At 74.5% G+C, this 23510-nt stretch carries 17 protein-coding genes and 1 pseudogene; 11 read left to right on the forward strand and 7 right to left on the reverse strand.

Annotation, left to right across the window (positions count from 1 at the left end):
* Positions 1-29: 29 nt before the first annotated feature.
* Both ABZ490_RS06080 and ABZ490_RS06085 read right to left on the reverse strand, forming a co-directional pair.
* Positions 30-2861, reverse strand: a complete 2832-nt coding sequence (locus tag ABZ490_RS06080; protein WP_358984850.1) for a SpoIIE family protein phosphatase — start codon at positions 2859-2861, stop codon at positions 30-32.
* A gap of 196 nt (positions 2862-3057) precedes the next feature.
* Positions 3058-3696 (reverse strand): lipoprotein, encoded by a 639-nt coding sequence (locus ABZ490_RS06085; RefSeq protein ID WP_358984853.1) that lies wholly within the window; start codon positions 3694-3696, stop codon positions 3058-3060.
* A 419-nt stretch (positions 3697-4115) separates the two neighbouring features.
* Between ABZ490_RS06085 and ABZ490_RS06090 the strand changes: the two genes are divergently transcribed.
* From ABZ490_RS06090 to ABZ490_RS06110, 5 genes are all read left to right on the forward strand, one after another.
* Entirely contained in the window at positions 4116-4832 is a 717-nt protein-coding gene (locus ABZ490_RS06090; protein ID WP_358985104.1) for a hypothetical protein, read from the forward strand.
* Between the two features lie 198 nt (positions 4833-5030).
* The gene (locus ABZ490_RS06095) at positions 5031-7097 is read left to right on the forward strand and encodes a DUF1996 domain-containing protein (RefSeq protein WP_358985107.1); all 2067 of its coding nucleotides are present in this window, start codon (positions 5031-5033) and stop codon (positions 7095-7097) included.
* A gap of 161 nt (positions 7098-7258) precedes the next feature.
* Positions 7259-8959, forward strand: a complete 1701-nt coding sequence (locus ABZ490_RS06100; protein ID WP_358984856.1) for a hypothetical protein — start codon at positions 7259-7261, stop codon at positions 8957-8959.
* A 52-nt stretch (positions 8960-9011) separates the two neighbouring features.
* Entirely contained in the window at positions 9012-10391 is a 1380-nt protein-coding gene (locus tag ABZ490_RS06105) for a diacylglycerol kinase family protein (protein WP_358984859.1), read from the forward strand.
* Positions 10384-10956, forward strand: coding sequence for a phosphatase PAP2 family protein (locus ABZ490_RS06110; protein WP_358984862.1), 573 nt, complete (start codon positions 10384-10386; stop codon positions 10954-10956). Before ABZ490_RS06105 ends, ABZ490_RS06110 begins: the two co-directional genes overlap by 8 nt.
* Here the strand turns inward: ABZ490_RS06110 and ABZ490_RS06115 are convergent, their stop codons facing one another.
* Positions 10957-11631 carry a class I SAM-dependent methyltransferase gene (locus ABZ490_RS06115; RefSeq protein WP_358984865.1) on the reverse strand — a complete coding sequence of 225 codons (675 nt, stop codon included), beginning with the start codon at positions 11629-11631 and terminating at the stop codon, positions 10957-10959.
* A gap of 161 nt (positions 11632-11792) precedes the next feature.
* Here ABZ490_RS06115 and ABZ490_RS06120 point away from each other — a divergent pair, with 161 nt between their 5' ends.
* Complete coding sequence (locus ABZ490_RS06120; protein WP_358984868.1) at positions 11793-11966, forward strand: hypothetical protein; 174 nt, start codon at positions 11793-11795, stop codon at positions 11964-11966.
* Between the two features lie 16 nt (positions 11967-11982).
* Here ABZ490_RS06120 and ABZ490_RS06125 read toward each other — a convergent pair whose 3' ends face one another.
* Both ABZ490_RS06125 and ABZ490_RS06130 read right to left on the reverse strand, forming a co-directional pair.
* The gene (locus tag ABZ490_RS06125) at positions 11983-13098 is read right to left on the reverse strand and encodes a cytochrome P450 (RefSeq protein ID WP_358984871.1); all 1116 of its coding nucleotides are present in this window, start codon (positions 13096-13098) and stop codon (positions 11983-11985) included.
* A gap of 218 nt (positions 13099-13316) precedes the next feature.
* On the reverse strand, positions 13317-15833 hold the full coding sequence (locus ABZ490_RS06130) for an NlpC/P60 family protein (protein WP_358984874.1): 2517 nt from the start codon (positions 15831-15833) through the stop codon (positions 13317-13319).
* A 436-nt stretch (positions 15834-16269) separates the two neighbouring features.
* Between ABZ490_RS06130 and ABZ490_RS06135 the strand changes: the two genes are divergently transcribed.
* The 4 genes from ABZ490_RS06135 to ABZ490_RS06150 all read left to right on the forward strand — a co-directional run bounded on the left by ABZ490_RS06135 (position 16270) and on the right by ABZ490_RS06150 (position 19160).
* Complete coding sequence (locus ABZ490_RS06135) at positions 16270-17628, forward strand: transaminase (protein ID WP_358984877.1); 1359 nt, start codon at positions 16270-16272, stop codon at positions 17626-17628.
* A gap of 10 nt (positions 17629-17638) precedes the next feature.
* On the forward strand, positions 17639-18079 hold the full coding sequence (locus tag ABZ490_RS06140; protein WP_358984880.1) for an Lrp/AsnC family transcriptional regulator: 441 nt from the start codon (positions 17639-17641) through the stop codon (positions 18077-18079).
* Positions 18080-18143: 64 nt separating this feature from the next.
* Positions 18144-18752 (forward strand): flavin reductase family protein, encoded by a 609-nt coding sequence (locus ABZ490_RS06145; RefSeq protein ID WP_358984883.1) that lies wholly within the window; start codon positions 18144-18146, stop codon positions 18750-18752.
* A gap of 24 nt (positions 18753-18776) precedes the next feature.
* Positions 18777-19160, forward strand: coding sequence for a hypothetical protein (locus ABZ490_RS06150; protein ID WP_358984886.1), 384 nt, complete (start codon positions 18777-18779; stop codon positions 19158-19160).
* A gap of 52 nt (positions 19161-19212) precedes the next feature.
* On the opposite strand, the gene ABZ490_RS06155 is transcribed toward ABZ490_RS06150, so the two are convergent.
* Positions 19213-20169, reverse strand: a complete 957-nt coding sequence (locus ABZ490_RS06155; RefSeq protein WP_358984888.1) for a helix-turn-helix domain-containing protein — start codon at positions 20167-20169, stop codon at positions 19213-19215.
* 239 nt (positions 20170-20408) lie between these two features.
* Complete coding sequence (locus ABZ490_RS06160; protein ID WP_358984891.1) at positions 20409-22664, reverse strand: tetratricopeptide repeat protein; 2256 nt, start codon at positions 22662-22664, stop codon at positions 20409-20411.
* Between the two features lie 331 nt (positions 22665-22995).
* Here ABZ490_RS06160 and ABZ490_RS06165 point away from each other — a divergent pair.
* Positions 22996-23466 (forward strand): annotated as a pseudogene (locus ABZ490_RS06165) (hypothetical protein); the annotation flags it as partial.
* Between the last annotated feature and the right edge of the window lie 44 nt (positions 23467-23510).

Genomic DNA, 23510 nt, shown 5'->3' on the forward strand with positions numbered 1-23510 from the left:
CACTGCCCGGCCCCATGAGGCGAGAGGCGTCACACAGGGTCACGAGACGGGTCGCTCACGCTCCCCCTGCGTGATCTTCCGGCGGGTTCGGAGGTGGGTGGGCCGGGGGCGGGTGGTTCGGTGACGGGTGGCTCCGGCGCGGGTGGTTCGGCGGGGGGTGTTCCGGAGTTGGGTGCTTCGGTGACGGGTGGTTCGGGGGCGGGTCGTTTGGCGACGGGTGGTTCCGGGGCGGGTGGTTTGGAGACGGGTGCTCCGGGGGCCGGTGCTTCGGTGACGGGTGGTTCGGGGGCGGTCGTTTGGCGACGGGTGGTTCGGGGGCGGGTGGTTCGGTGACGGGTGTTCCCGGGGCCGGCGCTTCGGTCACGGGTGGGCCGGGGCGGGTGGTCGGAAGTCGGGTGGGGCGGGAGGGTCGCGAGCAGGAGTGCGATGTCGTCCGCCCGGTCCGCCGCCTGCCGGGCCGAGGCGGTCAGCCGGTCGGCGACCTCCCCGAGGGAACCCCCGGCCCCGTCGCCCGCCCCGGCGAGCGCCGCGCGCAGGGCCGCGATGCCCTCGTCGATGTCGTGCCCGGGGCGCTCCACCAGCCCGTCCGTGTACAGCGCCAGGATCGCGCCCGGCTCCAGCCTCAGCTCCGTCACCGGGTACCGGGCGCGCGGGTCGACCCCCAGCACCACCCCGCCCGGCAGGTCCACCGCCGTCGTCCGGCCGTCCGGCCCGCGCAGCAGCGGCGGCAGATGGCCGGCCCGTGCCGCCCGCGCCCGGCCGGTCGCCGGATCGAGCCGGACATAGCAGCAACTGGCGAACTGCCCGGGATCGAGGTCGATGAGGAGATGGTTCGTGCCGGACATGACCTCCTGCGGCGGATGGTCGCTGAGCGCGAACGCCCGTACCGCGCTGCGCAGCTGCCCCATGGTGGCCGCGGCCTGCACCCCGTGCCCCTGGACGTCCCCGATGACCAGCGCGAGCCCGTCGCCCGCCTCCACCACGTCGTACCAGTCACCGCCCACGTCCATGCCCTCGGTGCCCGGCAGATAGCGCCCCGCGGTCTCCACGCGCGCGTGCTGCGACAGCCGCCGGGGGAGCAGGGCCTGCTGGAGCCCGCGCGCGAGGGCGGCCTCCGTGTCGTAGCGCTGGGCCTTCTCCATCGCGTGGGCGATCAGCCCGGCGAGCGCGGTCAGCACGGTGCGCTCCTCCTGGCTGAAGCTGCGCGGGCCGTCGAAACCGAGGATGCAGGAGCCGACCGGGCGGCCCGAGGCGATCAGCGGGAGGAAGGCGCGGGCGCCCTCCCGCGCGTCCAGGTCGATGCCCGGGTAGGCGGCCGCCAGCTGCGGCATCGAGTCGAAGAACAGCGGACGGCCCGTGGTCAGCGTCTCCACGCCCGGCAGCCGGGCGTCCAGCCCCACCCCCTCGAACGCCGAGAGGAACCCGTCGGGGAAGCCGCTCTCCCACGCCAGGTACAGATGCCGCTCCTGGAGCAGGTAGATCGCGAGCCGGCGGCCGCCGAACGCCGGGAGCAGCTCCTGCATGACCACCTCGGACACCTGGCGGGCGGTCACCGCCTCGGTGAGCGCGATCGCCAGCACGATCGGCCGGTACAGCGGAGCGGTCTGCGCGGCCGGGTCCGGCGCCGGGGTCTCGGTCCGCACCGGTTCGGGGTCCGCTTCGGGCGGGACACGGTTCGCGGGGACGGCGGTGCAGGTCAGCAGGTCGGGGCCGGGGTAGACGGACATGCTGAGCCAGTCGCCCTCGAACACCCGCGGGCCGTCGGCGGGCCGCTGCACATGGAAGTGCACCGGCTCCGGCGACAGCAGGGCGCCCCGCAGATGCTCCTCGCCGGCCGGCTGGTTCAGCCAGGGCACGGCCTCCCACAGCGGCCGGCCGACCAGCTCCTCCCGGCCCACGCCCAGGAAGTGCCCGGCCCGCGCGTTGGCGTACACGACCAGCCCCAGCCGGTCGACGCAGAACACGCCCTCGGGCAGCAGATCCGCCGCGCCGTCGGCGAGGGCACCGGCACCCGGGTCGAGCAGGACGCCCGTGACGGACCCGGACGGCCCCTCGGCCGCCGCCCACAGCTCCAGCAGCCGCAGTCCGCCCTCCGTGGTGCGCACCTGCAGCGGCAACGGCGGCGGGCTGCCCCGCGCCGTCTCCCTCAGCAGGTCGGGAAGGCGGTGGGCGTCGCCCGGGTCGACGGCCCGGGCCAGTTCCTCCAGCGTGCCGGGGACGTCCCCAGGCGGCAGCCCGAACAGCGCCCGCGCCCGGTCGTCGGCGTGGACGGTGTCGGACGCCGGGTCCCACGAGAACCGGCCGACCCGCCCCGGCGCCGGTCCCACGGCCGGCGGCCGTACGCACACCGGTGGCTCGTCCCAGGTGACCGGCGCGCCCCCGGCCTCCAGCCGCGCGAGTTCCGCCGCGAGCCCGTCCGCCACGCCCGCCAGCCGCTCCTGCTCGGCCAGCACCTCCGCCGCGTCGGCGGCCGCCGCCCGCAGCACGATCAGCACCCCGAAGGACCGGCCCTGCGCCGCGACCGGCAGATACAGCGAGCCGAAGGGGAACGGCAGCCCCGCCGCGAGCTGCGGATAGCGCCGCATCGCCTCCGTGGCGTTCGCCAGCACCACGGGTACGCCCGTCCGCTGCACGTCCACCACCGGGAACGGCCGGTCCACATGCACCCGCCACCAGGGCCGGAACAGGCGGCCGGGCAGCCCCGCGATCACCCCGAGCCGCATCATGCCGGGGGCGCGAGAGCGCAGGTACACGCCGGCGGCACGCCCGTCCGCCGCCCGCAGCGCGTCGACCGCGGCCGCGGTCAGCAGCGCGGGCGGCGGCCCGGACGGCCTCCGCTCGTCCCCGGCGCTCCCAGTCATCGGCCCTACCTCGTCCGTGCGCCGCCGCGTGGGCGACACAGCAAGAATGCGCCACACCTGCGGTGCCGTGCATCCGGGCGCGGGTGCCCTCGCCGACCGGGCGGGTGGCGCCGGGCCGTGCGGGGTGAGCGGGGTCGTGCGGGGTGAGCGGGGTCGGGCCCTGCGGTGACGGGCGAGGCGGGCCCGCGCGGGCCGGTCAGGCCGTGCTGCGCAGGGTCGTCTTCGCCAGTTCGTACGCCGGGAGCATCTCCTGGTGTTCCTCCTCGTCCAGGCCGCCGAGGTGCAGGACGACCGGGCCGTCGGGGGTGACGACGGCGAAGGCGTGGGACGTCCGGAGTGCGCCGCTGCCGGGCACGGTGTACTCCACCTCGGTGGCGGTGAGGCCGCCCGTCTCGAAGGTGCGGTACTTCTCCCGCGCCGCCCCCTGCTCGGCGGCGACGAAGTCCTCCAGCACGGCCCGGGCGCCGGCGTTCCCCGGCTCGCCGGTCCACACCCGGAGGAAGCCGATGTTCCCGGCGGGCTTGGCGTCTATCTCGCAGGCCATGGTGACCGGCCCCTGGCGCAGGAACGCCTCGGCCAGATCCGCCAGGTCCTCGCTCACGCCCGCCAGCCCCGCCTCGGCGTCGACCGCCTTCGGCTTCCAGGACTCGGCGACGTCGAAGGTGACCGGCAGCTCGCAGGCCGACCCCGCCGGACCCACACGCGCCCCGCGCCGCGCGACCTCGACCTCGGCCGGATCGGATTCCCCGTCCCCCGTCGAACAGCCGCCGACCAGCGCCGTCAGCAGGACCGCCAGGGTCAGCCCCCGCCGTCCGTCCCCCACCCCGTGACGCACGTCCCGGTCCCCTCTCGATGTCGGCGGTGCACTGTAACGCGCGAGGTCGGCGGTCCCGTACCGACATACGCGTGGCCTTCATGCGCCTGGCCTTCGGGAGGCGACGGGTGACGTTCCGTCATGGTTCGCGTGCGCACAGTCGCGACCCGCGGGCGAGTAATCCTGGCAGGCCCTCATTGCGTCTTCACAGGGGCGACACCGGCCGACCCGCCGGTGGCGTCCCCCGTCGGTGACGTGCGCCGATCCTGCCGCGCGCCGCCGGGGGAGCTGTTCCGACCGGCCCGGACACGGACGTCCGTGCGACGAGTTTCTTGGGGGACCCCTTGGTGATCCTGCGTCCAGAGGTGGACGGACGCCGCACCGGCCGTGCCGGGGGCGGCGAGCGGAAACCGCGCCGCAGCCTCCCGCTGCGCGCGGCCGTGTTCGTCGCCCGCACGCTGCGCGACGAGTTGTACGGCATCGTCGTCGACCCCCTCCGGCAGCTCCGCCGGCGCGGCCCCGGAGCCCTGCTGCTCGCGTTCGTGGCCTGCGGCGGAGTGATCTTCTTCCATGCCATCGCCCAGAACCCGACCGGTGCCACCGCCGTGCGGATCCTCGGCGGCGTCCAGGGCGACCTCCCGCTCTGGCTGGCCCTGCTGCGCACCCCCATCTCCCTCTACGTCCCCGCCCTCGACCTGCCGGTGTGGGCCGGCATCACCCAGCTCTTCCTCGCCTTCGCCCTGGCCGAACTCGCCCTCGGCCGGCTCAGGACCCTCGCCGTCGCCTACGCGGCCACCCTGGCCGGCACCCTCACCGTGCGGGTGATGATCGCGCTGGGGCCCGGATGGTGGGGCATCGGACTGCCGCCCGAGGCGGGCCAGGTGCTCGACACCGGCCCCTCCGCCGCCGTAGTCGGCCTGTTCACCTATCTCTCGGTGGTGCGCCGCGCCCCCGTGGTGTTCTTCCTCACCGGCGGCTCGATGGTCGTCGAGTCGATCGCCAAGCCCAACCTGGCCGGCCGCGAGCACCTGATAGCCGTCGCCGCCGCCGTCGTGCTCGGTCTGTACCACGAACGCGCCCACCTCAGGCGGTTGTTCAAGGCGCCGGCGCTGCTGTCGGCGCCCGTTCCGGAGGGCCCGCCGAGTCGCTCCGCCTGAGATCTTGCTATGAATTCGTGCGTCGGTTGAACACTGGTGCGTCCGGCTGCGTATGGGGCGGGGGATTTCCATGCCCAGGCCGCCGACGACGAATTCCCGTAGGAGCACTCCTTGGTACAGAACAGACGCAGACGCCCGACGGGCGGGCGGCGGGCGACCCTCGCCGCCGTCGCCCTGATCCTCGGCGGCGGCGGGCTGATGGCGGTGAACGTCTACGCCTCGGCCACCTCCAACGGCGACACGGTGGAACTCACCGGCGGGGGCTCGGTCACCATCGACTGTCCCGACGTCGGCAACAGCCTCACCTCCGTCCCCGACGGCGCCCGGTCCGAGGTCGACCGCGAACTCGCCGCCCTGGACCAGCAGATAGCCGCCGCCTACCAGCAACTCCAGGACCAGGCACAGGCGGTACGGCAGGACCAGGGCTTCGCCGACAACGCGGTGATGAACCCGCTGAAGGAGAAGCGCGGCGCGACGATCGGCCGGATCGCGGAGGCCATCGACCGCGACGGCGACCGCCCGGACGGCCTGGACGCGCTCGCCGCCTGCTCCCTGCGTATCACCGAGGAGCAGAAGCAGCAGGGACAGCAGCAGGGGCAGGGGCAGGGGCAGAACGCAGGCCAGGGACAGGGCTCGGCTCAGGAGTCCGGTCAGAACGGCCAGCAGGGCAACGGCGGCCAGGCGGGCAACGGTCCCGTCGCCGGGGACTACGTCGACATCAGGACCGTCCCGGCCTCCCTCCACCTCGACCCCCGCTCCGGCCCCTCCCGCGGCACCTTCGTCACCAGCTGCGGAGTGAACGAGAACGGCCTGTTCAACTCGGACAACGTCATCGTCGCCCCCGGCGTCAGCAACGGCGCCCACCACTTCCACGACTACATCGGCAACCAGTCCAACACCGCCTTCGCCTCCGACGACGACCTGGCGAACGCCGAGACGAGCTGTGTGGACCAGGGCGACAAGTCCACGTACTACTGGCCGGTCCTGCGGCTCCAGAACGGCACCGAGGAGCAGGACGCCAAGAGCCCCGGCGGCGGTATCGAGGGCAACGCGGGCGAGATCGTCACCCCGAAGGACGTGACGCTGACCTTCGTCGGCAACCCGGTCTCCAAGGTCACCGAGATGCCCCGGCTGCTGCGCATCATCACCGGCGACGCCAAGGCCTTCGTCAACGGCCCGGGCAACGCCAACGCCTCCTGGAGCTGCACCGGCTTCGAGGAGCGCCAGCTGAAGGACAAGTACCCGCTGTGCCCGTCCGGCAGCGACGTGGTGCGCACCTTCCGCTTCCAGAGCTGCTGGGACGGCAGCAACATCGACAGCGCCAACCACCGCACCCACGTGGCCTTCGCGGCTCCGAACGGCACCTGCCCGACCGGTTTCGAGGCCATCCCGCAGCTGGTGCAGCGCATCGTGTACGACGTGGACGCGCCGAGCCTCGCCGACGGCGGCCGTACGGTGCCGCTGTTCGCCGTGGACTCCTTCCCCGAGCAGCTCCACAAGCCGGTGACGGACCACGGCGACTTCATCAACGTCTTCGACGAGGGCCTGATGAAGCAGATGGTCGACTGCATCAACGAGAGCCGGAACTGCGGCGTCGGGACCGGCGACGACGGGTCGGGCGGCAACGGTTCCGGCGACAACGGCTCGGACGGCGGAGCGGGCAACGGCTCGGGCGGCGGTTCCGGCGACGGCGGGGACAACGGTTCCGACGGCGGTTCCGGCAATGGTTCCGACGGCGGGGCGAACGGCGGCTCCGACGGCGGCTCGGACGGCTCCTCGGGCGACGCCGGGCAGCAGCCCCCTGCCCAGTCCCAGGCCCCCGCCTCCCAGGCCCCCGAGTCCCCGGCGACCGAGCCCGCCGGCACGGAGCCCCAGAAGGGGAACACCGGCAACGGCGGCGCCGTGGGCGGCACGGACACCCGTGACGACACCAAGCCCGACGTCGACGCGCCCAAGGCGGCCACCTCCGCCCCCGCCGGCAAGCCTGTCGGCGAGGTCGGCACCGCCGCGACCGCCCCGGCCCAGGCCCAGCCTCCGGCGGACACGGGCGCCGACGACACCGGTACGCCGGCCCCGGCCGACAGCGCCACCGAGGCGCCCGTCGACAGCGGCGCCCAGCCCCCGGCCGGCAACGTCACCGAGCCCCAGGCCGTCTCGGGCAGCCTCGCCGAGACCGGCGGCAGCCTGTGGCCCGCGGCCGCCGGCGGCCTCCTGGTGATCGCCGGGTTCGTGGTGCTCTACCGGAACGTCCGCCGCACCGCCTGAGACACCGGAACACGCCCGAGACACCGGATCACGGCAGAGGGGCCCGTCGCAGCGCCGACGGGCCCCTCTCCCGTACGGGTGCTCCCGCCCCCGACCGACCACCCCGGCCCCGGTCCGCGCGGTATACGTCGCTCGAGCCGCCGCGCGACGATGGGAGCACCATGGAATCCGTGGAGTACTACTACGACCTCGGCAGCCACGGCCGGCCCGTGACGACCTCCTCGCCGGAGGCCCAGCTGTGGTTCGACCGCGGACTGGTGTGGTCGTACGGCTTCCACCACGAGGAGGCCGTGGACTGCTTCGAGGCGGCGACCCGGGCCGACCCCGACTGCGCGATGGCGTACTGGGGCATCGCCTACGCCCTCGGCCCCAACTACAACAAGCCCTGGGAGTTCTTCGACGACCGGGATCTGGAACGGACCGTGGCCCGCACCCACGCCGCCGTGGAAACGGCCCACGAGAAGGCCGCCGGGGCGACCCCCGTGGAGCGGGCGCTGATCGGAGCCCTGCGCGCCCGCTATCCGCAGACCCGGCCCGCCCCGGACTGCACGGTGTGGAACGAGCCGTACGCCGACGCCATGCGCGCCGTCCACGAACTGGCCCCCGGAGATCTCGACGTCGCCGCCCTCTACGCCGACGCCCTGATGAACCTGACCCCCTGGCAGCTGTGGGACGTGCGCACCGGCCGCCCCGCCGAGGGCGCCCGCACCCGGCAGGCCCAGGAGGTGCTCGACCGGGCGCTCGCCGATCCGGCGGCGGCCGCGCACCCCGGCGTGCTGCACTTCTACACCCACCTCATGGAGATGTCGCCCACCCCCGAGGCCGCTCTCCGGGTCGCCGACCGGCTGCGCGGGCTGGTGCCCGACGCCGGACACCTCCAGCACATGCCCTCGCACCTCGACGTGCTCTGCGGCGACTACCGGCGCGTCGTCACCGACAACACCGCCGCGATCGCCGCCGACGCGAAAACCCTGGCCCGGTCCGGCCCGATGAACTTCTACACGCTGTACCGGTGCCACAACCTCCACTTCAAGATCTACGGAGCGATGTTCCTCGGCCAGTGCGGGACGGCCCTGGAGACCGTGGACCGGCTGGAGGCCACCATCCCGGAGGACCTGCTGCGGGTGGAGAGCCCGCCCATGGCCGACTGGCTGGAGGCCTTCCTCGGCATGCGGTTCCACGTCCTGATCCGCTTCGGCCGCTGGGACGACATCCTCGCCCTGCCGCTGCCCGCCGACGCCGAGCTGTACAGCTTCACCACGGCGCTGCTGCACTACGCCCGCGGGGTCGCCCTCTCCGCCACCGGACGGGTGGCGGAGGCCGAGACGGAACGCGCGCTGTTCCGGGCGGCCGCCGGGCGGGTCCAGGAGACCCGCATGCTGTTCAACAACACCTGCGCGGACATCCTCGCGATCGCCGACGCGATGCTCGACGGAGAGCTGGAGTACCGCAAGGGCCGTCACGACCTCGCCTTCGCCGCCCTCGAACGGTCGATCGCCCTCGACGACGGGCTGCCGTACGACGAGCCGTGGGGCTGGATGCAGCCGACCCGGCACGCCTACGGCGCCCTGCTCCTGGAACAGGGCCGGGTCGCGGAGGCGGAGGCCGTCTACCGCGCCGACCTCGGGCTCGACGACACCCTGCCGCGGCCCTCCCAGCACCCGGGCAACGTCTGGTCCCTGCACGGCTTCCACGAGTGCCTGGTCCGCCGGGGCAAGGACGCCGAGGCCCGGATCGTCGCCCAGCAGCTGAAGCTCGCGGCCGCGCTGGCCGACGTACCCGTCCGGGCGTCCTGCTTCTGCCGTATGGAGCCTTCCAACGACCCGGCGGTCACTCCGGGTTGCTGTGCCATGGACAATTGACCGACTGCTGTCCAGATACCTCGAGGGGACCCCGGAGCATGGCGGGCGCACGGTGAACGAGACGCTTTCGAAGTGGACCGCGGGGATCACGGCCAAGGACGCCGTCGCCCGCGCACGCAGATGGGCCCGGCTCGCCCTGGTCCTCGTCCTCGGCTGCGCGGCGGTCGTGGCGGGCGGCGCCGGGTCCGGGGGCTGGGTCGTCCTGCTCACCGGCCTCGCCGGACTCGCCCTGGCCGGGGCCGGCGTGTGGTGGATGCTCGCCCGCCGGGGCGGCGCCCGGTTCCTGGGCGGGGTGCTCGCCGTCCTCGCGCCCGTGGGCGTGCTGGTCCTGTACGCCACGTCGGGGCTGTGGGTGGTCGCGGTCGGCGCCGTCGCCCTGTGGGGTGCCGCCCTGGCCTCGGCCCGTCAGTCGCTGCGCAGTCTGCGCCGCCCGAAGGGCACCCACGGCCGCCGTGTCCCGCCGCCCCGCAGGCCCGTCCTGATCATGAACGTGCGGTCGGGCGGCGGGAAGGTCGAGAAGTTCGGCCTCGTGGCGCGCGCCGAGGCGCTGGGCGCCAAGGTGGTGCTGCTCGGCACCGGAGAGGGCTGGACCGACCCGGTCGCGGAGGCCCGCAAGGCCGTCGCCGAGGGCGCGGACCTGCTCGGCGTCGCGGGCGGCGACGGCACCCAGGCGCTCGTCGCGGCCGTCGCCGCCGAGCACGACGTGCCCTTCATGGTCATCGCGGCCGGCACCCGCAACCACTTCGCGATGGACCTCGGCCTGGACCGCACCGACCCCGCGCTGAGCCTCGACGCGCTCACCCACGGTGTCGAACTCCGCGTGGACCTCGGGGACGTCGACGGGCGGGCCTTCGTCAACACCGTCTCCTTCGGGGCGTACGCCGAGATCGTGCAGAACCCCGAGTACCGCGACGCCAAGGCCGCCACCGCCCTGGAGTACCTGCCCGACCTGCTCCAGGGCGGCGCCGGACCGACCCTCGACGTCCACGCCGACGACACCCTGCTGCACGCCCCGCAGGCCCTCCTGGTCAGCAACAACGCCTACAACCGCGCCGATCCGTTCGGCGGCGGCCGCCGCCCCCGGCTGGACGCCGGCCTGCTCGGCGTGATCGGCGTACGGGTGGAGGGCGCCGCGCAGGCCGCCGAACTCGCCCTGCTCGGCGAACGGGCCAGCGGCATCACCACGCTCACCCCCCACCGCGTGGTCGTCGAGGCCGACCGGGACCGTATCTCGGTGGCCGTCGACGGTGAGGCGCTCGAACTGCCCACCCCGGTGGTGTGCACCGTACGGCCCAGCGCGCTCCGGGTGCGGGTGCCCCGGCACCGCCCCGGCGCCGCCTACGCGCCGCCGACGGTCGACTGGCGGCGCATCGTGCGTCTCGCCCTCGGCCATCACGACCCCAAGACGATCAAGGATGCCTACGATGTCTGACCGCCTGCCGAAGCTCACCACCCCGGACCTGGTCCATGACCTCGCCACCCTCGACCAGGCGCTCTACGAGACGGTCACCATCACCCGGACCCCCACCCTGGACACCGCGCTGCGCCGGCTGTCCGCGGCCGCCGACCACTCCAAGCTGTCCTTCGCCGTCGCCGCCGGACTGGCGCTGTGCGGCGGCCGCTCGCGCCGCGCCGCCGTCCTCGGCGTCGCCGCCATCGGGGTGGCCTCCGCGACCGCGAACCTGGTCGGCAAGCGGCTGGTGCGGCGCCGGCGGCCGCACCGGGCCGAGGACTCGCCGTTCCCGGGCCGCCATGTGCCCATGCCGGCGTCGGCGTCCTTTCCGTCCGGGCACACCGCCTCGGCCGTCGCGTTCGCCGCCGCCGTCGGCCCGGCGCTCCCGGCCGCCGCCGTCCCGCTGGGCGTGCTCGCCTGCGCGGTCGGCTACTCCCGGGTCCACACCGGCGTGCACTACCCGGGGGACGTCATCGCGGGCGCGCTCCTCGGCACGGGCTCGGCGGCCCTGGTGCTCTCCCTCGCGGCCCGCGCGGAACGCTGATCAGTCCCTGCCGCAGTACAGGAAGAGGTGGGGTTCGGGCACGGCGTCCGGATGGTCGGGGGTGAACAGCGTGTCCTCCTCGGCCAGCACGGTCAGTCCCGCCGCCCGGACCGCCTCGACGAGATCCTCCCCGGCGAAGCTGGTGACCCGGACCGGCCGGCCCATGAACACCGCGTCCACGCCCTCCACGTCCAGCGGCACGGTGGCCAGCACCAGACTGCCGCCCGGCCGCAGCGCCCGCGCCAGACGCCCGATCAGGCCGGACTGTTCCGCGCGGTCCATCTGGAGCAGCGAGAAGTAGACGCAGACCGCGTGGAACGAGCCCTCCTCCAGCGGGAGGTCCCGTACGTCGGCGCACCGGAAGTCCGCTCCGGGCACCTGCTGCCCGGCGAGCGCGACCATGACCGGGGAGACGTCGACGCCCAGGACCTCGTGGCCCGCCGCCACGAGGGTCGCGGCGGTCGGCCGGCCCGTGCCGCTGCCGACGTCCAGGACCGTGCTGCCCGGCGCGAGCCGCCCGAGCAGCCACTCCAGGGATCTGCGGTGCGCCTCCGAGCGTGCGAACGCCTTCTCGTATCCGGACCCCAGCGTGTCGAACACCGCCGCCGCGCGCCGCCCGTCGTCCTCGCCTGCCAAGTCGGCCCCTTCGCCTCGTGGTGAGCGGATCCCGGGCATTTTCGCACTTCGTACGGGGCCGGGAACGGGCCCTTACCGAAACGGCCGGAATCCCATTTTCCGCTACCGTCAGTAACATGGTCCACTTTCCTTCGACGTAGGACCTACTCGTCAGTAGGTCCGCCCCCGACCACTCGTCATCCCGTTCGGAGGACCCCCCCATGCCCTCTCCTGAGGACGCCCTGCACCAGGCCCGAGCCGCCTACGAGGAGCACACCCGCACCTGCCGCCAGTGCCATGTCGACAGGTCGCCCTGCGCGGTCTCCAAGCTCCTCCTGCGCGCCTACAACAACGCCCGCAGGGCACAGGCCCGCACCGGCTCCGCGCTGCGCTGACGCGGCCGACCGCAGGTCACGCCGGGACGGTCACCACCAGGTCCCTGATCTCGTAGCCGCCGATCTCGTCCTTGAACGACACCCGCGGTACGCCGGTCATCCGCAGCCCGTCCAGCGCGAACAGCCGACTGAGCAGGACGTCCGCCTCCAGTACGGCGACGGAGGCGCCCGGACACCGGTGGGCCCCGTCCCCGAAGGCGAGCCCGGCCGCGCCCGCGCCCAGCGCCATCGCCCGCCCGGGGCGCAGCAGCCCCGGGCCGCCGCCCGCCACCGCCGGATCGGCGTTGGCCTCGTCCACGTACACCGTGATCAGCTCACCGGCCGCCACCCGCGTCCCGCCGACCGCCAGGGGCGCGGTGGTCCGGCGGGCCAGCCGCCCGACGACGGGCTCCAGCCGCAGGATCTCCTGCAACAGCGCCAGCCGCTCCGCCTCGGCCGCCGCCCGGTAGCGCTCCAGCAGCCCGGGGTCGCCGAACAGATGCCAGGCGGCCACGGAGATGAACTCCCGGGTGGTGACCATGCCGGCCGCCGCGTACGTCAGACACTCCCCGAGGATCTCGGCCTGCGAGCAGCCCTCGGCCAGCAGATGAGAGATCAGGTCGTCCCGTTCCCGGCGCCGGTGCGCGCGGATCGCGGGGCGGACGTCGGCGAGATGGATCGCCAGCCAGTTCGCGTTCCCGCGCACGGTCCAGTACAGGCCGCGCACACTGGTCAGCCCCGGCCGCCCGAACTCCTCCGGGAAGAACCGCTCCAGCCGCCGCTTCAGCCCCGGGCGGCTGTGCGTGAGCCCGATGATCTCCCGCACCACCTCGATCGCCATGGTGAAGCTCAGGTCGGACACCTGCGCGGTACCGGCTGCCCGCAGCGCCGCCACCTGTTCCTCGGCGACCCGGATCATGAGCGCGCGGTAGTGCTCGTCCACCCGCCGGGGCCTGAAGAACCGCGCGGTCCGCAGCCGCTGCTCCCGGTGCTCCGGCCCGTCCTGATACAGCACGGGCCGGCGGATGCGACGGGGCAGCTTCTCCACCGTCTCGATCCCGAGCCCCGCCTGGACGGTGTCCGCGCTGCGCAGCAGCTCACGGGCGGCCGGATACCCGTGCACGACCCAGCTCCCGTCGGCCGCACGGCTCACCGGACAACCGGGCGGACCGGGCCCCCGGTCCACCTTCCGCACGCTCTCCGGTACGTCCCCCACCGGACCCCCTCCCCTCACACGGCCCTGCCAGTGTGACGGCGGCGACCGGCCGGGCGAGGGCCTTCTTCCGGCCAAGCGTGCCCGGCCGGTGGGGAGTCGCGGGGAAGCCGAGGGAGTCGGGGGACTCGGGGGCGTCGGGGGAGCGTTACGTCACGTCATGCGGGCCGTACGGCGCCCCGGACCGTGCCCTCGCCGACGGCCATGACGGGCTCCTCGCGGATGGTCGCGCCGGGGCCCGGGGCGTGGATCATCATGCCGCCGTCCGTGCACAGACCGACATGGCTGAGATCGTCGTGGAAGAACACGAGGTCACCGGAGCGGAGTTCGTCGAGACCGACCCGGGTGAAGGCCTTCGCCTGGTCGATCGCGGCCCGCGGCAGCGTCACTCCGGCGGCCCGCCAGGCGGCCTGGGTGAGGCTGGAGCAGTCGTACGACTCCGGCCCCGTCGCGCCGGGCAGACAGGGCCGCCCGACCTGCGCCCGCGCGAAGGCGAGCGCCTTGTCGGCCTTCCCGAGGTAGGCCGTGCCGGTGCCGGCGAAGGTGGGGCCGGCGGGGGCGGGCACGGGCGCCGGCGCGGGCATGGGGGCGGCTTGCGGCATGGGGGCCGCGGCCTGGGCGGGGGCGGCGGGCGGGCCCATCGGCGGTGCCATGGGAGCGGGCGCGGGAGTGGGCATCGGAGGGGCCATGGGCGCGGCTGCCATGGCCGGGGCCGGGGCCGCCATGCCGGGCATCGCGGCGGCCATGCCGGACGCGGGGTCGGCCATGCCCGGCATCCCCGGCATGGCTCCGGTCATCCCCGGCATGGCTCCGGTCATCCCCGGCATGGCTCCGGTCATTCCCGGCATCGGTCCCGCCATGGTGGCTGCGGGAGCCGGGAAACCGGTCATGGCCGTGGCACCCACGAGTTCGGGAGCGGGGAAGCCGAAGGCCGGCGCGGGGGCGGCCGGGGCCGCCTCGGGCATGAATGTGCCGTTCGGCGGGGTCCCGAGACCGGCTTGCGGCATCGGGGTGCCGCCCGGGGGCGTGCCCATGCCCGCGTCGGGCATGGGGAAGGCGAACGAGCCGGTCATGGGGCCGGCCGGGGCCGCCGGCGCACCGGCCGAGGGCACCGCCTCGGGGTACGGGAAGCTGAACGGCGCCTGCGCGACACCGAATTCGGAGGGCGGGAAGACCGGGGTGCCCGGGGCGGGTGTGCCCATGTCGGCGCCGGGCATGGGGAAGCTGAAGGAACCGCTCGCGGGGCCGTTCTGCGCCGGGGCGGGCGTCGGGGCGGCGTCCGGCATGGGGAAGGCGAACGAGCCGGTTCCGGGGCCCTGTTGGGGCATCGGGGTGCCCGGGGCCGGAGTGGCGTTGCCCGCGTCGGGCATCGGGAAGGCGAACGAACCGGTGCCCGGGCCTGCCTGCGGCGCGGGAACAGTGGGTGCCGGTGCCGGTGCGGCGGCAGGGGCGGGAGCGTCGAAGTCCGGGAGGATGAACGTGCCGGTCGTGGGGTCGACCTCGGGCATCGGGAAGCTGAACGCGGGCTTCGACGCGCCGTATCCGGACTGCTGGAAGGCGGGTGCGGGCCGGGAGCCCCGGGCCGCCGCCTTCGCGGCGCCCGGAGTCATGATCTTCGCCTCGGGCATCTGGTCCGTGCCGCCCACCACCGGCTGCGGGCCCGTGTCGGAGCTCAGGACGGCCTGCGAGGACGTGTTCTGGCCCGCCCAGGCGGCCGTGGCCTCGGCGCGGTACGCCTGTTGCGCCGCGGTGTCCCCGGGCCGCGCCACGGGGGTGGCCGGGGGTCTCATCTGCTGGGTCGCCATGGGCTGGGCGGCCATGGCCTCGGGAGGCGCGGCCTGGGGTGCCATGGACTGCTGAGCCATCGGCTGCGGGGTCATGGCCTGCGCGGTCATCGGCTGCTGAGCCATGGGCTGCTGAGCCATGGGCTCCGGCGCCATGACGGGTGCCGCCATCGTCTGGGCGGTCATCGCCGGGCCCGACATGCCTGGGCCCGACATGCCTGGGCCCGCCATGCCTGGGCCCGCCATGCCCGGGCCCGCCATGCCCGACTGAGGCGCCATCGGCTGCTGCCCGGCCATCTGCTGCGGCGCCATCGCCTGGGGAGCCACGGCCTGAGGGGCCATCTGCTGCTGCACCATCGGCATCGCCATCGTCTCGGCGGGCGACGGCTGGGACGGCTGCGGCGGTGCGGGCTCCAGGGCGGCGGGGGCCATCGGCGCGGGCGCCGCGGGCATCGGCTGGGGCGCGGGCGGCAGCGCGGCGACGCCGCGTGCCGGGAGTTCCGGCGTCTGGCGCGCGGGTGCCTCCAGTTCGAGCCGTCGGCCCGGCTCCAGGGCAAGCGGCGCCCGCTTCTCGAACGCCTCCTCCAGCTCCTTCGGCACCCGGGGACCGGAGGGGCCCCCGATGGGGCGGGCCGGCATCCGGTCGGCCGGGAGCGCGGCGGCCACGGTGGGACCGATGCTGTTGCGCGCCCCGTCGAACCACTTCCGGGTCATGGCGTCGGTCGACGGGTCGGATCCGCGTCCGCCGCGCGCGAGGGAGACCCCTGACCGGCCGCCGGCCTGGGCACGCGTCACGTTGTACTTCCCGGTGTCGCTCTCGGCCCGGTCGTACAGCGCGTTGACCGCCTGCTGGATCTCCGCCCGGCTCGGCTCGCCGACGTCCGTCGCCATGGAAGACGTACTCCTTCCGTGCTCCGCCGGGCCGTACCGGCCCGCGGATCCGGGCGACCCCACGGAGGGGGTGCCCCAAGCTCAATGCCCTGCCGGGCTGTTGGGCCGCCTGACCCGGCGTTCGTTCGCCGGAGTCGATCGTGCGGTCTGGGCGCAAACCTAACCAACATGTGTGACTGGTGTGAAGATTGAAGTGTTAAATGTCCGATACGTATTCGTGACCTTCGTCTCTCGCCTCTTCACGCCGATCCGCAATGACCGGTTCACCACCGTTCATGATCGCTCACGATCGCCGCGAAGACCAGCCCCGGAATCCGGCGACCGACGCTCGATTCGAGCGTCGCCACGATCGAATCGAGCGTCACCGCTTGCCGTCGCCGCGCCGACGACCGTAGATTCATCACATCCAGTCGCCCGATTCGACCAGGGATGTGCCATGGACCGTGCCCGAATCCGTCATCTCCTGGCGCGCGAGAGCGCGGACGCCGAGCGGCGCAACCCCCGTTCCCGGGACGCCTACGCCCGGGCCGACCATCTCTTCGGCCGGGTGCCGATGACCTGGATGAACAAGACGGCCGGCGCCTTCCCCCGGTATCTGGAGTCCGCGCGGGGAGCCCGGGTCCGGGACATCGACGGGCACGAGTACATCGACTTCTGTCTCGGCGACACCGGCGCGATGGCGGGCCACTCCCCGGCCGCCGTCGCCGACGCCGTGCAGCACCGCTTCGCCACCCTCGGCGGGGCGACCGCGATGCTGCCCACCGAGGACGCCGAATGGGTCGGCGCCGAGCTGACCCGCCGCTTCGGTCCGACCCGCTGGAGCTTCGCGCTCACCGCCACCGACGCCAACCGCTGGGCGATCCGCCTCGCCCGGGCCGTCACCGGCCGGCCGAAGATCCTGTTCAACAGCTACTGCTACCACGGCAGCGTCGACGAGTCCCTGATCGTGACCGGCCCCGACGGCCACGGCGCGCCCCGACCCGGCAACGTCGGCGCCCCCTGCGACGTCACCCGCACCAGCCGGGCCGCCGAGTTCAACGACCTGGACCACCTGGAGCGCGAACTCGCCCACGGCGACGTGGCCGCCGTACTGATGGAACCCGCGCTCACCAACATCGGCATCGTCCTGCCCGAGCCCGGCTACCTGGAGGGCGTGCGCGAACTGACGCGCCGGCACGGCACGCTGCTGATCAACGACGAGACGCACACCTTCTCCGCCGGACCGGGCGGCTGCACCGCCGCCTGGGGCCTGGAGCCCGATGTGCTGACCATCGGCAAGGCCATCGCGGGCGGCATCCCGGCGGGCGCCTACGGCCTCTCCGCCGACCTCGCCGACCGGCTGCTGGGCCGCGCCGACCTGGACCTCGTCGACATGGGCGGGGTCGGCGGCACCCTCGCGGGCAACGCGCTCTCCGTCGCCGCGACCCGGGCCACCCTCGAACACGTCCTGACCGACGACGCGTTCGCCCGGATGCACAAGCTGTCCGAACGCTTCGAGGCGGGCGTCCGCGCGGGCATCGAGGCGCATGGACTGCCCTGGTCGGTCAGCCGCCTCGGCGCCCGGACCGAATACCGCTTCACCGACCCCGCGCCCCGCACCGGCACCGAGGCCGCGGCGGCCGGCGACACCGAGCTGGAGGACTTCCTCCACCTGTACCTCGCCAACCGGGGCATCCTGCTCACCCCGTTCCACAGCATGGCCCTGATGTGCCCCGACACCACCGAGCAGGACGTCGACACCCACACCGACCTGTTCGCCGCGGCGCTGGCCGAGCTGGCCGAGTCGGCCGTCTAGGCCCGGGGACATGGACGACATCGACCGGGCCATCCTGCGCGAACTCCAGACCGACGGACGCATCGCCTACGCCGACCTCGGCCCCCGGGTCGGCCTGTCCGCCTCCGCCGCCCGCCAGCGGCTGCAACGCCTGCTGGACTCCCGTGCCGTGCAGGTCGTCGGCGTCACCGACCCGATGGCCATGGGCGGCCAGGCCATGGCGCTCCTCGGCATCACCGTCGACGGCGATCCGCGCCCGGTCGCCGACGCGCTGGCCGCCCACCCCGAGGTGGTGTACTCGGTGCTCACCTCGGGCGGCTTCGACCTGTTCGCCGAGGTGGTCAGCCCCACCGCGAAGGACCTGCTCGACTTCGTCAACGACACCGTGCGGCCCACCGAGGGCGTGAGCGGGGTCCAGTCCTTCCCCTACTTCGCCATCCACACCCACCGGTTCCTGTGGGACGTGGGATGACCTCGGAAGAACGGGGCGACCTGGGGACGAGCCGGGGCGACGGCGGCGCCGTAGGGTGGCCGGTATGCGCGTTGACTTCGATCCCGAGTCCGTGGGCGCGGGAGCCTTCTACCGGCTGCTCACGGCCGTCGTCGTCCCCCGTCCGATCGCCTGGGTGTCCACCCTCGCCGCCGACGGCACGACCGCCAACCTCGCCCCGCACTCCTTCTTCACCGTCGCCTGCACCGACCCGCCGATCGTCCAGTTCACCTCCGTCGGCCGCAAGGACTCCCTGCGCAACGTCGAGGCCACCGGCGAGTTCGTCGTCAACTTCGCGCCCGAGCCGCTCTTCGAGCAGATCAACGCCACCGGCACCGACTTCCCCGCCGACGAGGACGAGTTCGACGCCGTGGGCATCGAACGGGAGCCCTCGCTGCGGGTGAAGCCGCCCCGCGTCGCCGCCTCTCCCGTGGCGCTGGAGTGCCGGCTGCACTCCACCCTCGGCATCGGCAACTCCACCCTGGTCCTCGGCCGGGTCGTGCACGCCGCCGTACGCGAGGACGTCGTCGTGGACGGCCACCCCGACATCCGGCGGCTGCGGCCCCTGTCCCGGCTGGGCCGCGACGAATGGGGCACCCTCGGCGAGATCCACGACCGCGCCCGCATCGCCTACCGCGACTGGCCGCCCTCCTGACGTCCCCCGCCCTATGATCGGATCATGACGCGAGCGGTGACGGCAGCGACGAGAGCGGTGGCGGAGCGGGCGGGCGCGGACGGCTCCTGGCGTTCGCTCTGGTCGAGGAACTCGGCGCTGTCGATCGGCTCGGTCGACTCGTTCCTCTCCATCGGCTCCGTGGGCAGCTCGCTGTCCGTCGGCTCCGTCGGCGGATTCCTGTCCGTGGGTTCCGTAGGCTCCGCCGTGTCCGTCGCCTCCGTGGGCTCCTGGCTCAGCGCCGGCTCGGTGCTGTCCGCGCAGTCGACCGGCGCCGTGCTCGCCTGGCGCACCCGGGCGGGCGGCGGCCGCGCGATCGGCGCCGCCGCGGTCACCCTCGCCGGAGTGGCGGTGCTCTGCGCCTGGCGGGCGGGCCGTCCGGCGAAGTGACCGCCCGGCACCCCGCCCCGGGCGGCCCGCCCGGGGCCCCGGCCCCGCGGCCTCAGCCGGCCGCGCCGTGGCGCACCCAGTCGCGCGGGGACCGTCCGTAGGCCTCCCGGAACACCCGGCTGAAATGCGCCGGGTTGGCGAAGCCCCAGCGCTGGGCCACCGCAGACACCGTGGGCGCCCCCGCGTCCCGCCGCGTCAGATCGCGGGCGCACCGCTCCAGCCGCAGCCGCCGGATCAGCCGGGCCACGGTGACGCCCTCCTCCTCGAACAGCCGGTGCAGATAGCGCACGGAGATGTGGTGCGCCGCCGCGATGCCCGCCGGGGACAGCCCGGGATCCGCGAGATGCCGGTCGATGTGGTCCCGGACCCGGGCGACCAGCGGGTGGTGCGGGTCGGCGGGGGCGGGCGCGTCGGTGGCCGTCCGCTCGTCCACCAGCGTGCCGAACAGGTCCACCACACTGGCCGCCAGCCGGGTCGCGACCGCCGGGGAACAGGTCGGAAGGGACGCCGCGAGCCCGGTCAGGAAGGACACCAGCAGCGCACCGGCCCCTTCCGTGCCCGCGAGCGCGGTGCCGGTGACCTGCCGCAGATCCTCCTCCGGCAGACCGAGCGCGCGCCGGGGCATGTGCAGCACCCGCGTCGAGAACCGCCCCGGATAGTCCAGGGCGTACGGGCGTGACGTGTCGTACACGACGAGGTCGCCCTCGCCCACGCGCGCGTGCCGGCCGTCCTGGAGGAGCGTGGCCGTGCCCGCCGTCTGCACCCCGACGGCCACGCAGTCCGCGTCGGCACGGGCGATCTGCGCGGGCGTACGGCTGGCGCGCTGGGCGTCCGCCTCCACGGTGGAGATCCACAGACAGCCGAGGCGACCGCTGGAGATCCGGCCCGAGAACGGCCCGTCGCCCCGGGGGGTGACGGTCATCGGCACCAGCGCCCTGCCCAGCGCGTCGCGCCAGTACGTCAGCCGTTCCCCCTCGGGAACCGCGTCCGTCGTCCACACCAGGCTCACCCGGTTCTCCCTCTCTGCCGTACGGGGCACAGGAGAGCGCGCACCGGCGGCGGCCCGCTCTCCCGCCGCCTCCAGCCAAGCAGCCGGCCGGGACCGCCTCCAGGCAGGAAGCAGGCAGAAACGTCCCGTCGCGGCTGTGCGCGCACGGAACAGTCCGGTGCGCTGCGGGACAAGACGCGGGGGAGCGGCGGCGGCGAGGATGGAGCCACGGCGCGGGGAGCTCGCCCGCCGGTGCCGCCCTAGGGCGTGTCGAGGCGGGCGAGTGCGTCGCGGGCCGCCGTCACCCGCTGCGGGTCGGCGTCCGGGCCGAGGGAGACACAGCGGGCGAAGGCCTCCCGGGCCTCGTCCCACCGCCCCGCGGACGCCAGCGCATGGCCCAGGTGGACGAGCTGACGGCTCTCCATGGCCGTGTTGCCGCTGCTCCGCCAGATCGCCATGGCGGCACGGTGATGCTCGACCGCCTCCGTCCAGCGCTCCAGCAGGGCGAGACTGGACCCCACGCCCGAGTGCATGCCGCCCCGGCCGAACTCGGCGATGTGCGGCGCCAGCCGGTCCTGGACCCGCTCCAGGAACGCCAGCGTCTCCTCGTACACCACCAGGGCCTCCTCGGGCCGCCCCGAGTCCATCAGGACGAGCGCGCGTCCGTGCCGGGCCTGGAGGCTGCCGTGCAGATCGCCCGCGGACTCGAACAGGGCGACCGCGCGGTGCATGTGCCCGGCGGCCGGGACATGGTCCTCCAGCCGGCGGAACGCCAGCCCCTGATAGATGTGCGCCCACGCCTCCTGCCGTACGTCACCGGCTCGCCGCGCCGCCTCCAGCGCCTCCGCGGAGCGCTCCAGGCTGTCGTGCGGGAGCCCCTCGCAGGTGAGCAGCGCCCACGCGTGGTAGTTGAGATGCGTCGCCTCCAGCACCGGATCGCCCAGCTCGCGCGCGCTGCGGGCGGCCGCGCCGAAGACCTCGGGCCAGTGCCCCCAGAAGATCCACTGGTCGGAGAACCAGTGCAGCGCCTCCGCCACCTCCACCACGGTCCGGTGCGCCCCGCCGGCCGCCGCCGCGCGCAGGGCCGCCAGCCAGTTCGCGCCCTCGGCCTGCAACCAGGCGCGGGCCCGTGCCGCGCTCGACAGGTCGACCGTCCCGTCGAAGTCGGCGGGCGGCGCACCGTGGTCCGGCTCGAACCAGCGCCCGGCCACGACCGTGGTCCCCAGCAGCCAGTCGTCGAGTGCCGCACGCGCGCGTGCGGCGTCCGCGGCGCCCTCCTCGGCCGCCAGCCGGGTACGCGCGTACAGCCGCAGCAGGTCGTGCAGCCGGTACCGCTCGCCGTACGCCCCGAGCAGCCCGGTCTCGACCAGTTCCTCCAGGGTGTCCTCGGCGTCGAACAGGGCCTGCCCCGTCAGCCGGGCGGCCCCCGCGGCCCCGGTGTCCGGGCCCGGAAGCAGCGCGAGCCGCCGGAACAACCGGGCCGCCGCGGGCGTGAGCTGACGGTACGACAGGTCGAAGGCGGCGGCGACGCGCACGTCCCCGGCGGACAGCGCGTCCAGACGCCGGTCCTCGGCGGCCAGCCGGTCGGCGAGCCGACGCACGGTCCAGCCGGTGCGGGTGGCCAGCCAGTTGCCCGCCACCCGCAGCGCCAGCGGCAGATGCCCGCAGCGGCCGGCCACATCGGCGACGGCGTCCGGATCGGCCGCCGCCCGCTCGGCGCCGACCAGGGCGGTGAGGAACGCGGCGGCCTCCGCCGGGCTCAGCTCCCCGAGCGGCAGCCGGTGCACACTGTCCAGCCCGGTCAGCATGCGCCGGCTGGTCACGACCACCATGGCCGCGCCCGAGGCCGGCAGCAGCGGCCGTACCTGGGCCTCGTCGCGCGCGTCGTCCAGCACCAGCAGACAGCGCCGCTCCGCCAGCACCCGCCGGTACAGCGCCGGATGGCCCTGCGGACCGGCCCGGGCGAGCTCCCGGTCGGCCACCCGGAGCGCCTTGAGCACGCGCAGCACCAGTTCCGCGGGGCCGGGCGGCTCGTCGTCGGTGCCGCACAGGTCGACCACCAACTGCCCGTCGGGGAACCGGTCGGCGAGCGCCCGGGCGGCGTACAGCGCGAGCGTCGTCTTGCCCGCGCCCGGCGGCCCGGACACCGCCACCACCACGGGCTGCGCCTCGTCCTGCCGCCCGGCCAGCTCCGCGAGCCGCGCCAACTGCGCCTCGCGGCCCACGAAGTCGTCGACCCCGCGGGGGAACGCCTGGACGCCCACCGGGCTGTATCCCGGCGCGCGTCCCGTCCGGGCGGCCGCGAGCAGCCGCTCGCGCAGCGCCTCGTCCAGCCCCAGACCGTCCGCGAGCGCCGCGACCGTACGCCGCTGCGGGGCCGCCCGCCGCCCCCGCTCCAGGTCGCCGATGCCCCGCACACTGACCCCCGACGCCTCCGCCAGCCCCTCGATGGTCTGCGACGCGGCCAGCCTCAACTCCCGCAGCAGCGGCCCGAACACCGCTCCCTCCCCGCTCAATCCCGTCCCTCCCGCCCCTGCCGGGCTGCCCGCACCACCGACCGTGATCGATCGGATTCTAGGAGAGCGGGGCGTTTGCGGTGCGATCCCGACCGGGATCCGGACACCGTCGGCCACGCCCTCGCGGCGAGGCCGCCCCCAGACCTCACCCGGCTCTGTTTCCGCAGGTCGGACGTGTTGTCAGTGGTCGCCGATAAGTTGATTGGTGTCGCGCCGCTCGGGTGCGGCGAATCCCCTGTGCTGCGCCGCCCCGGCGTGTGCAGCCGTGTGCCGCAAAGGAGATGATGAGTTGTCGGACCGGGAGAACTGGGAAAGGGCGAGCACGGCCCGGGTGGTGCCGCCCGCCCGTCCGCGCAAGCTCGCCAAGGTCCCCTTCGTCGAACTGGCCGAGGGACGCCTGCAAGGGGTCGTCTCCAGCGGCTCGGACATCGAGCGCGTCTACGTCTCGTCGATCGCGGCCGGGACCTACGCCTTCGCGTGCAGCACCAACAACAACCGGCCCTGCGGCGGCGCGCGCGGCTCGTTCTGCAACCACATCCGCGCCCTGGTCACCGAGGCGGTCCTCCAGTACGGCGGCCCGCGCGTGGCCCGCTATCTGCGCGTCGAGCCGACGGGCGGCGAGCCCGACGCGGCCGCCCTCACCACCGCGATGACCGGCACCCACCCGCCGCAGGCGGACGGCAAGGCGGCCGCCGCCCCCGTCTTCAGCCGGTTCCTGCGCCACCTCGCGTATCTCGAACAGACGCCGGTCACGGACCCGTTGCCGGAGATGCACTGGTTCGCCCCCACGCGGGCGGAGAGCACGGGGGCGTCCGTCTCCGAGGGGACCGCGGATCCGGGCGGCGC

The sequence above is a fragment of the Streptomyces sp. NPDC005811 genome, assembly GCF_040630405.1.
Taxonomy (GTDB): Bacteria; Actinomycetota; Actinomycetes; order Streptomycetales; family Streptomycetaceae; genus Streptomyces.

What these genes read in the sequence shown, in the direction of transcription:
- ABZ490_RS06080 (WP_358984850.1), bottom strand. Translation starts at nt 2,861, where the DNA reads ATGACTGGGAGCGCCGGGGACGAGCGGAGGCCGTCCGGGCCGCCGCCC.
- ABZ490_RS06095 (WP_358985107.1), top strand. Translation starts at nt 5,031, where the DNA reads ATGGCGGTGAACGTCTACGCCTCGGCCACCTCCAACGGCGACACGGTG.
- ABZ490_RS06100 (WP_358984856.1), top strand. Translation starts at nt 7,259, where the DNA reads ATGGAATCCGTGGAGTACTACTACGACCTCGGCAGCCACGGCCGGCCC.
- ABZ490_RS06110 (WP_358984862.1), top strand. Translation starts at nt 10,384, where the DNA reads ATGTCTGACCGCCTGCCGAAGCTCACCACCCCGGACCTGGTCCATGAC.
- ABZ490_RS06115 (WP_358984865.1), bottom strand. Translation starts at nt 11,631, where the DNA reads ATGCCCGGGATCCGCTCACCACGAGGCGAAGGGGCCGACTTGGCAGGC.
- ABZ490_RS06120 (WP_358984868.1), top strand. Translation starts at nt 11,793, where the DNA reads ATGCCCTCTCCTGAGGACGCCCTGCACCAGGCCCGAGCCGCCTACGAG.
- ABZ490_RS06130 (WP_358984874.1), bottom strand. Translation starts at nt 15,833, where the DNA reads ATGGCGACGGACGTCGGCGAGCCGAGCCGGGCGGAGATCCAGCAGGCG.
- ABZ490_RS06135 (WP_358984877.1), top strand. Translation starts at nt 16,270, where the DNA reads ATGGACCGTGCCCGAATCCGTCATCTCCTGGCGCGCGAGAGCGCGGAC.
- ABZ490_RS06140 (WP_358984880.1), top strand. Translation starts at nt 17,639, where the DNA reads ATGGACGACATCGACCGGGCCATCCTGCGCGAACTCCAGACCGACGGA.
- ABZ490_RS06145 (WP_358984883.1), top strand. Translation starts at nt 18,144, where the DNA reads ATGCGCGTTGACTTCGATCCCGAGTCCGTGGGCGCGGGAGCCTTCTAC.
- ABZ490_RS06150 (WP_358984886.1), top strand. Translation starts at nt 18,777, where the DNA reads ATGACGCGAGCGGTGACGGCAGCGACGAGAGCGGTGGCGGAGCGGGCG.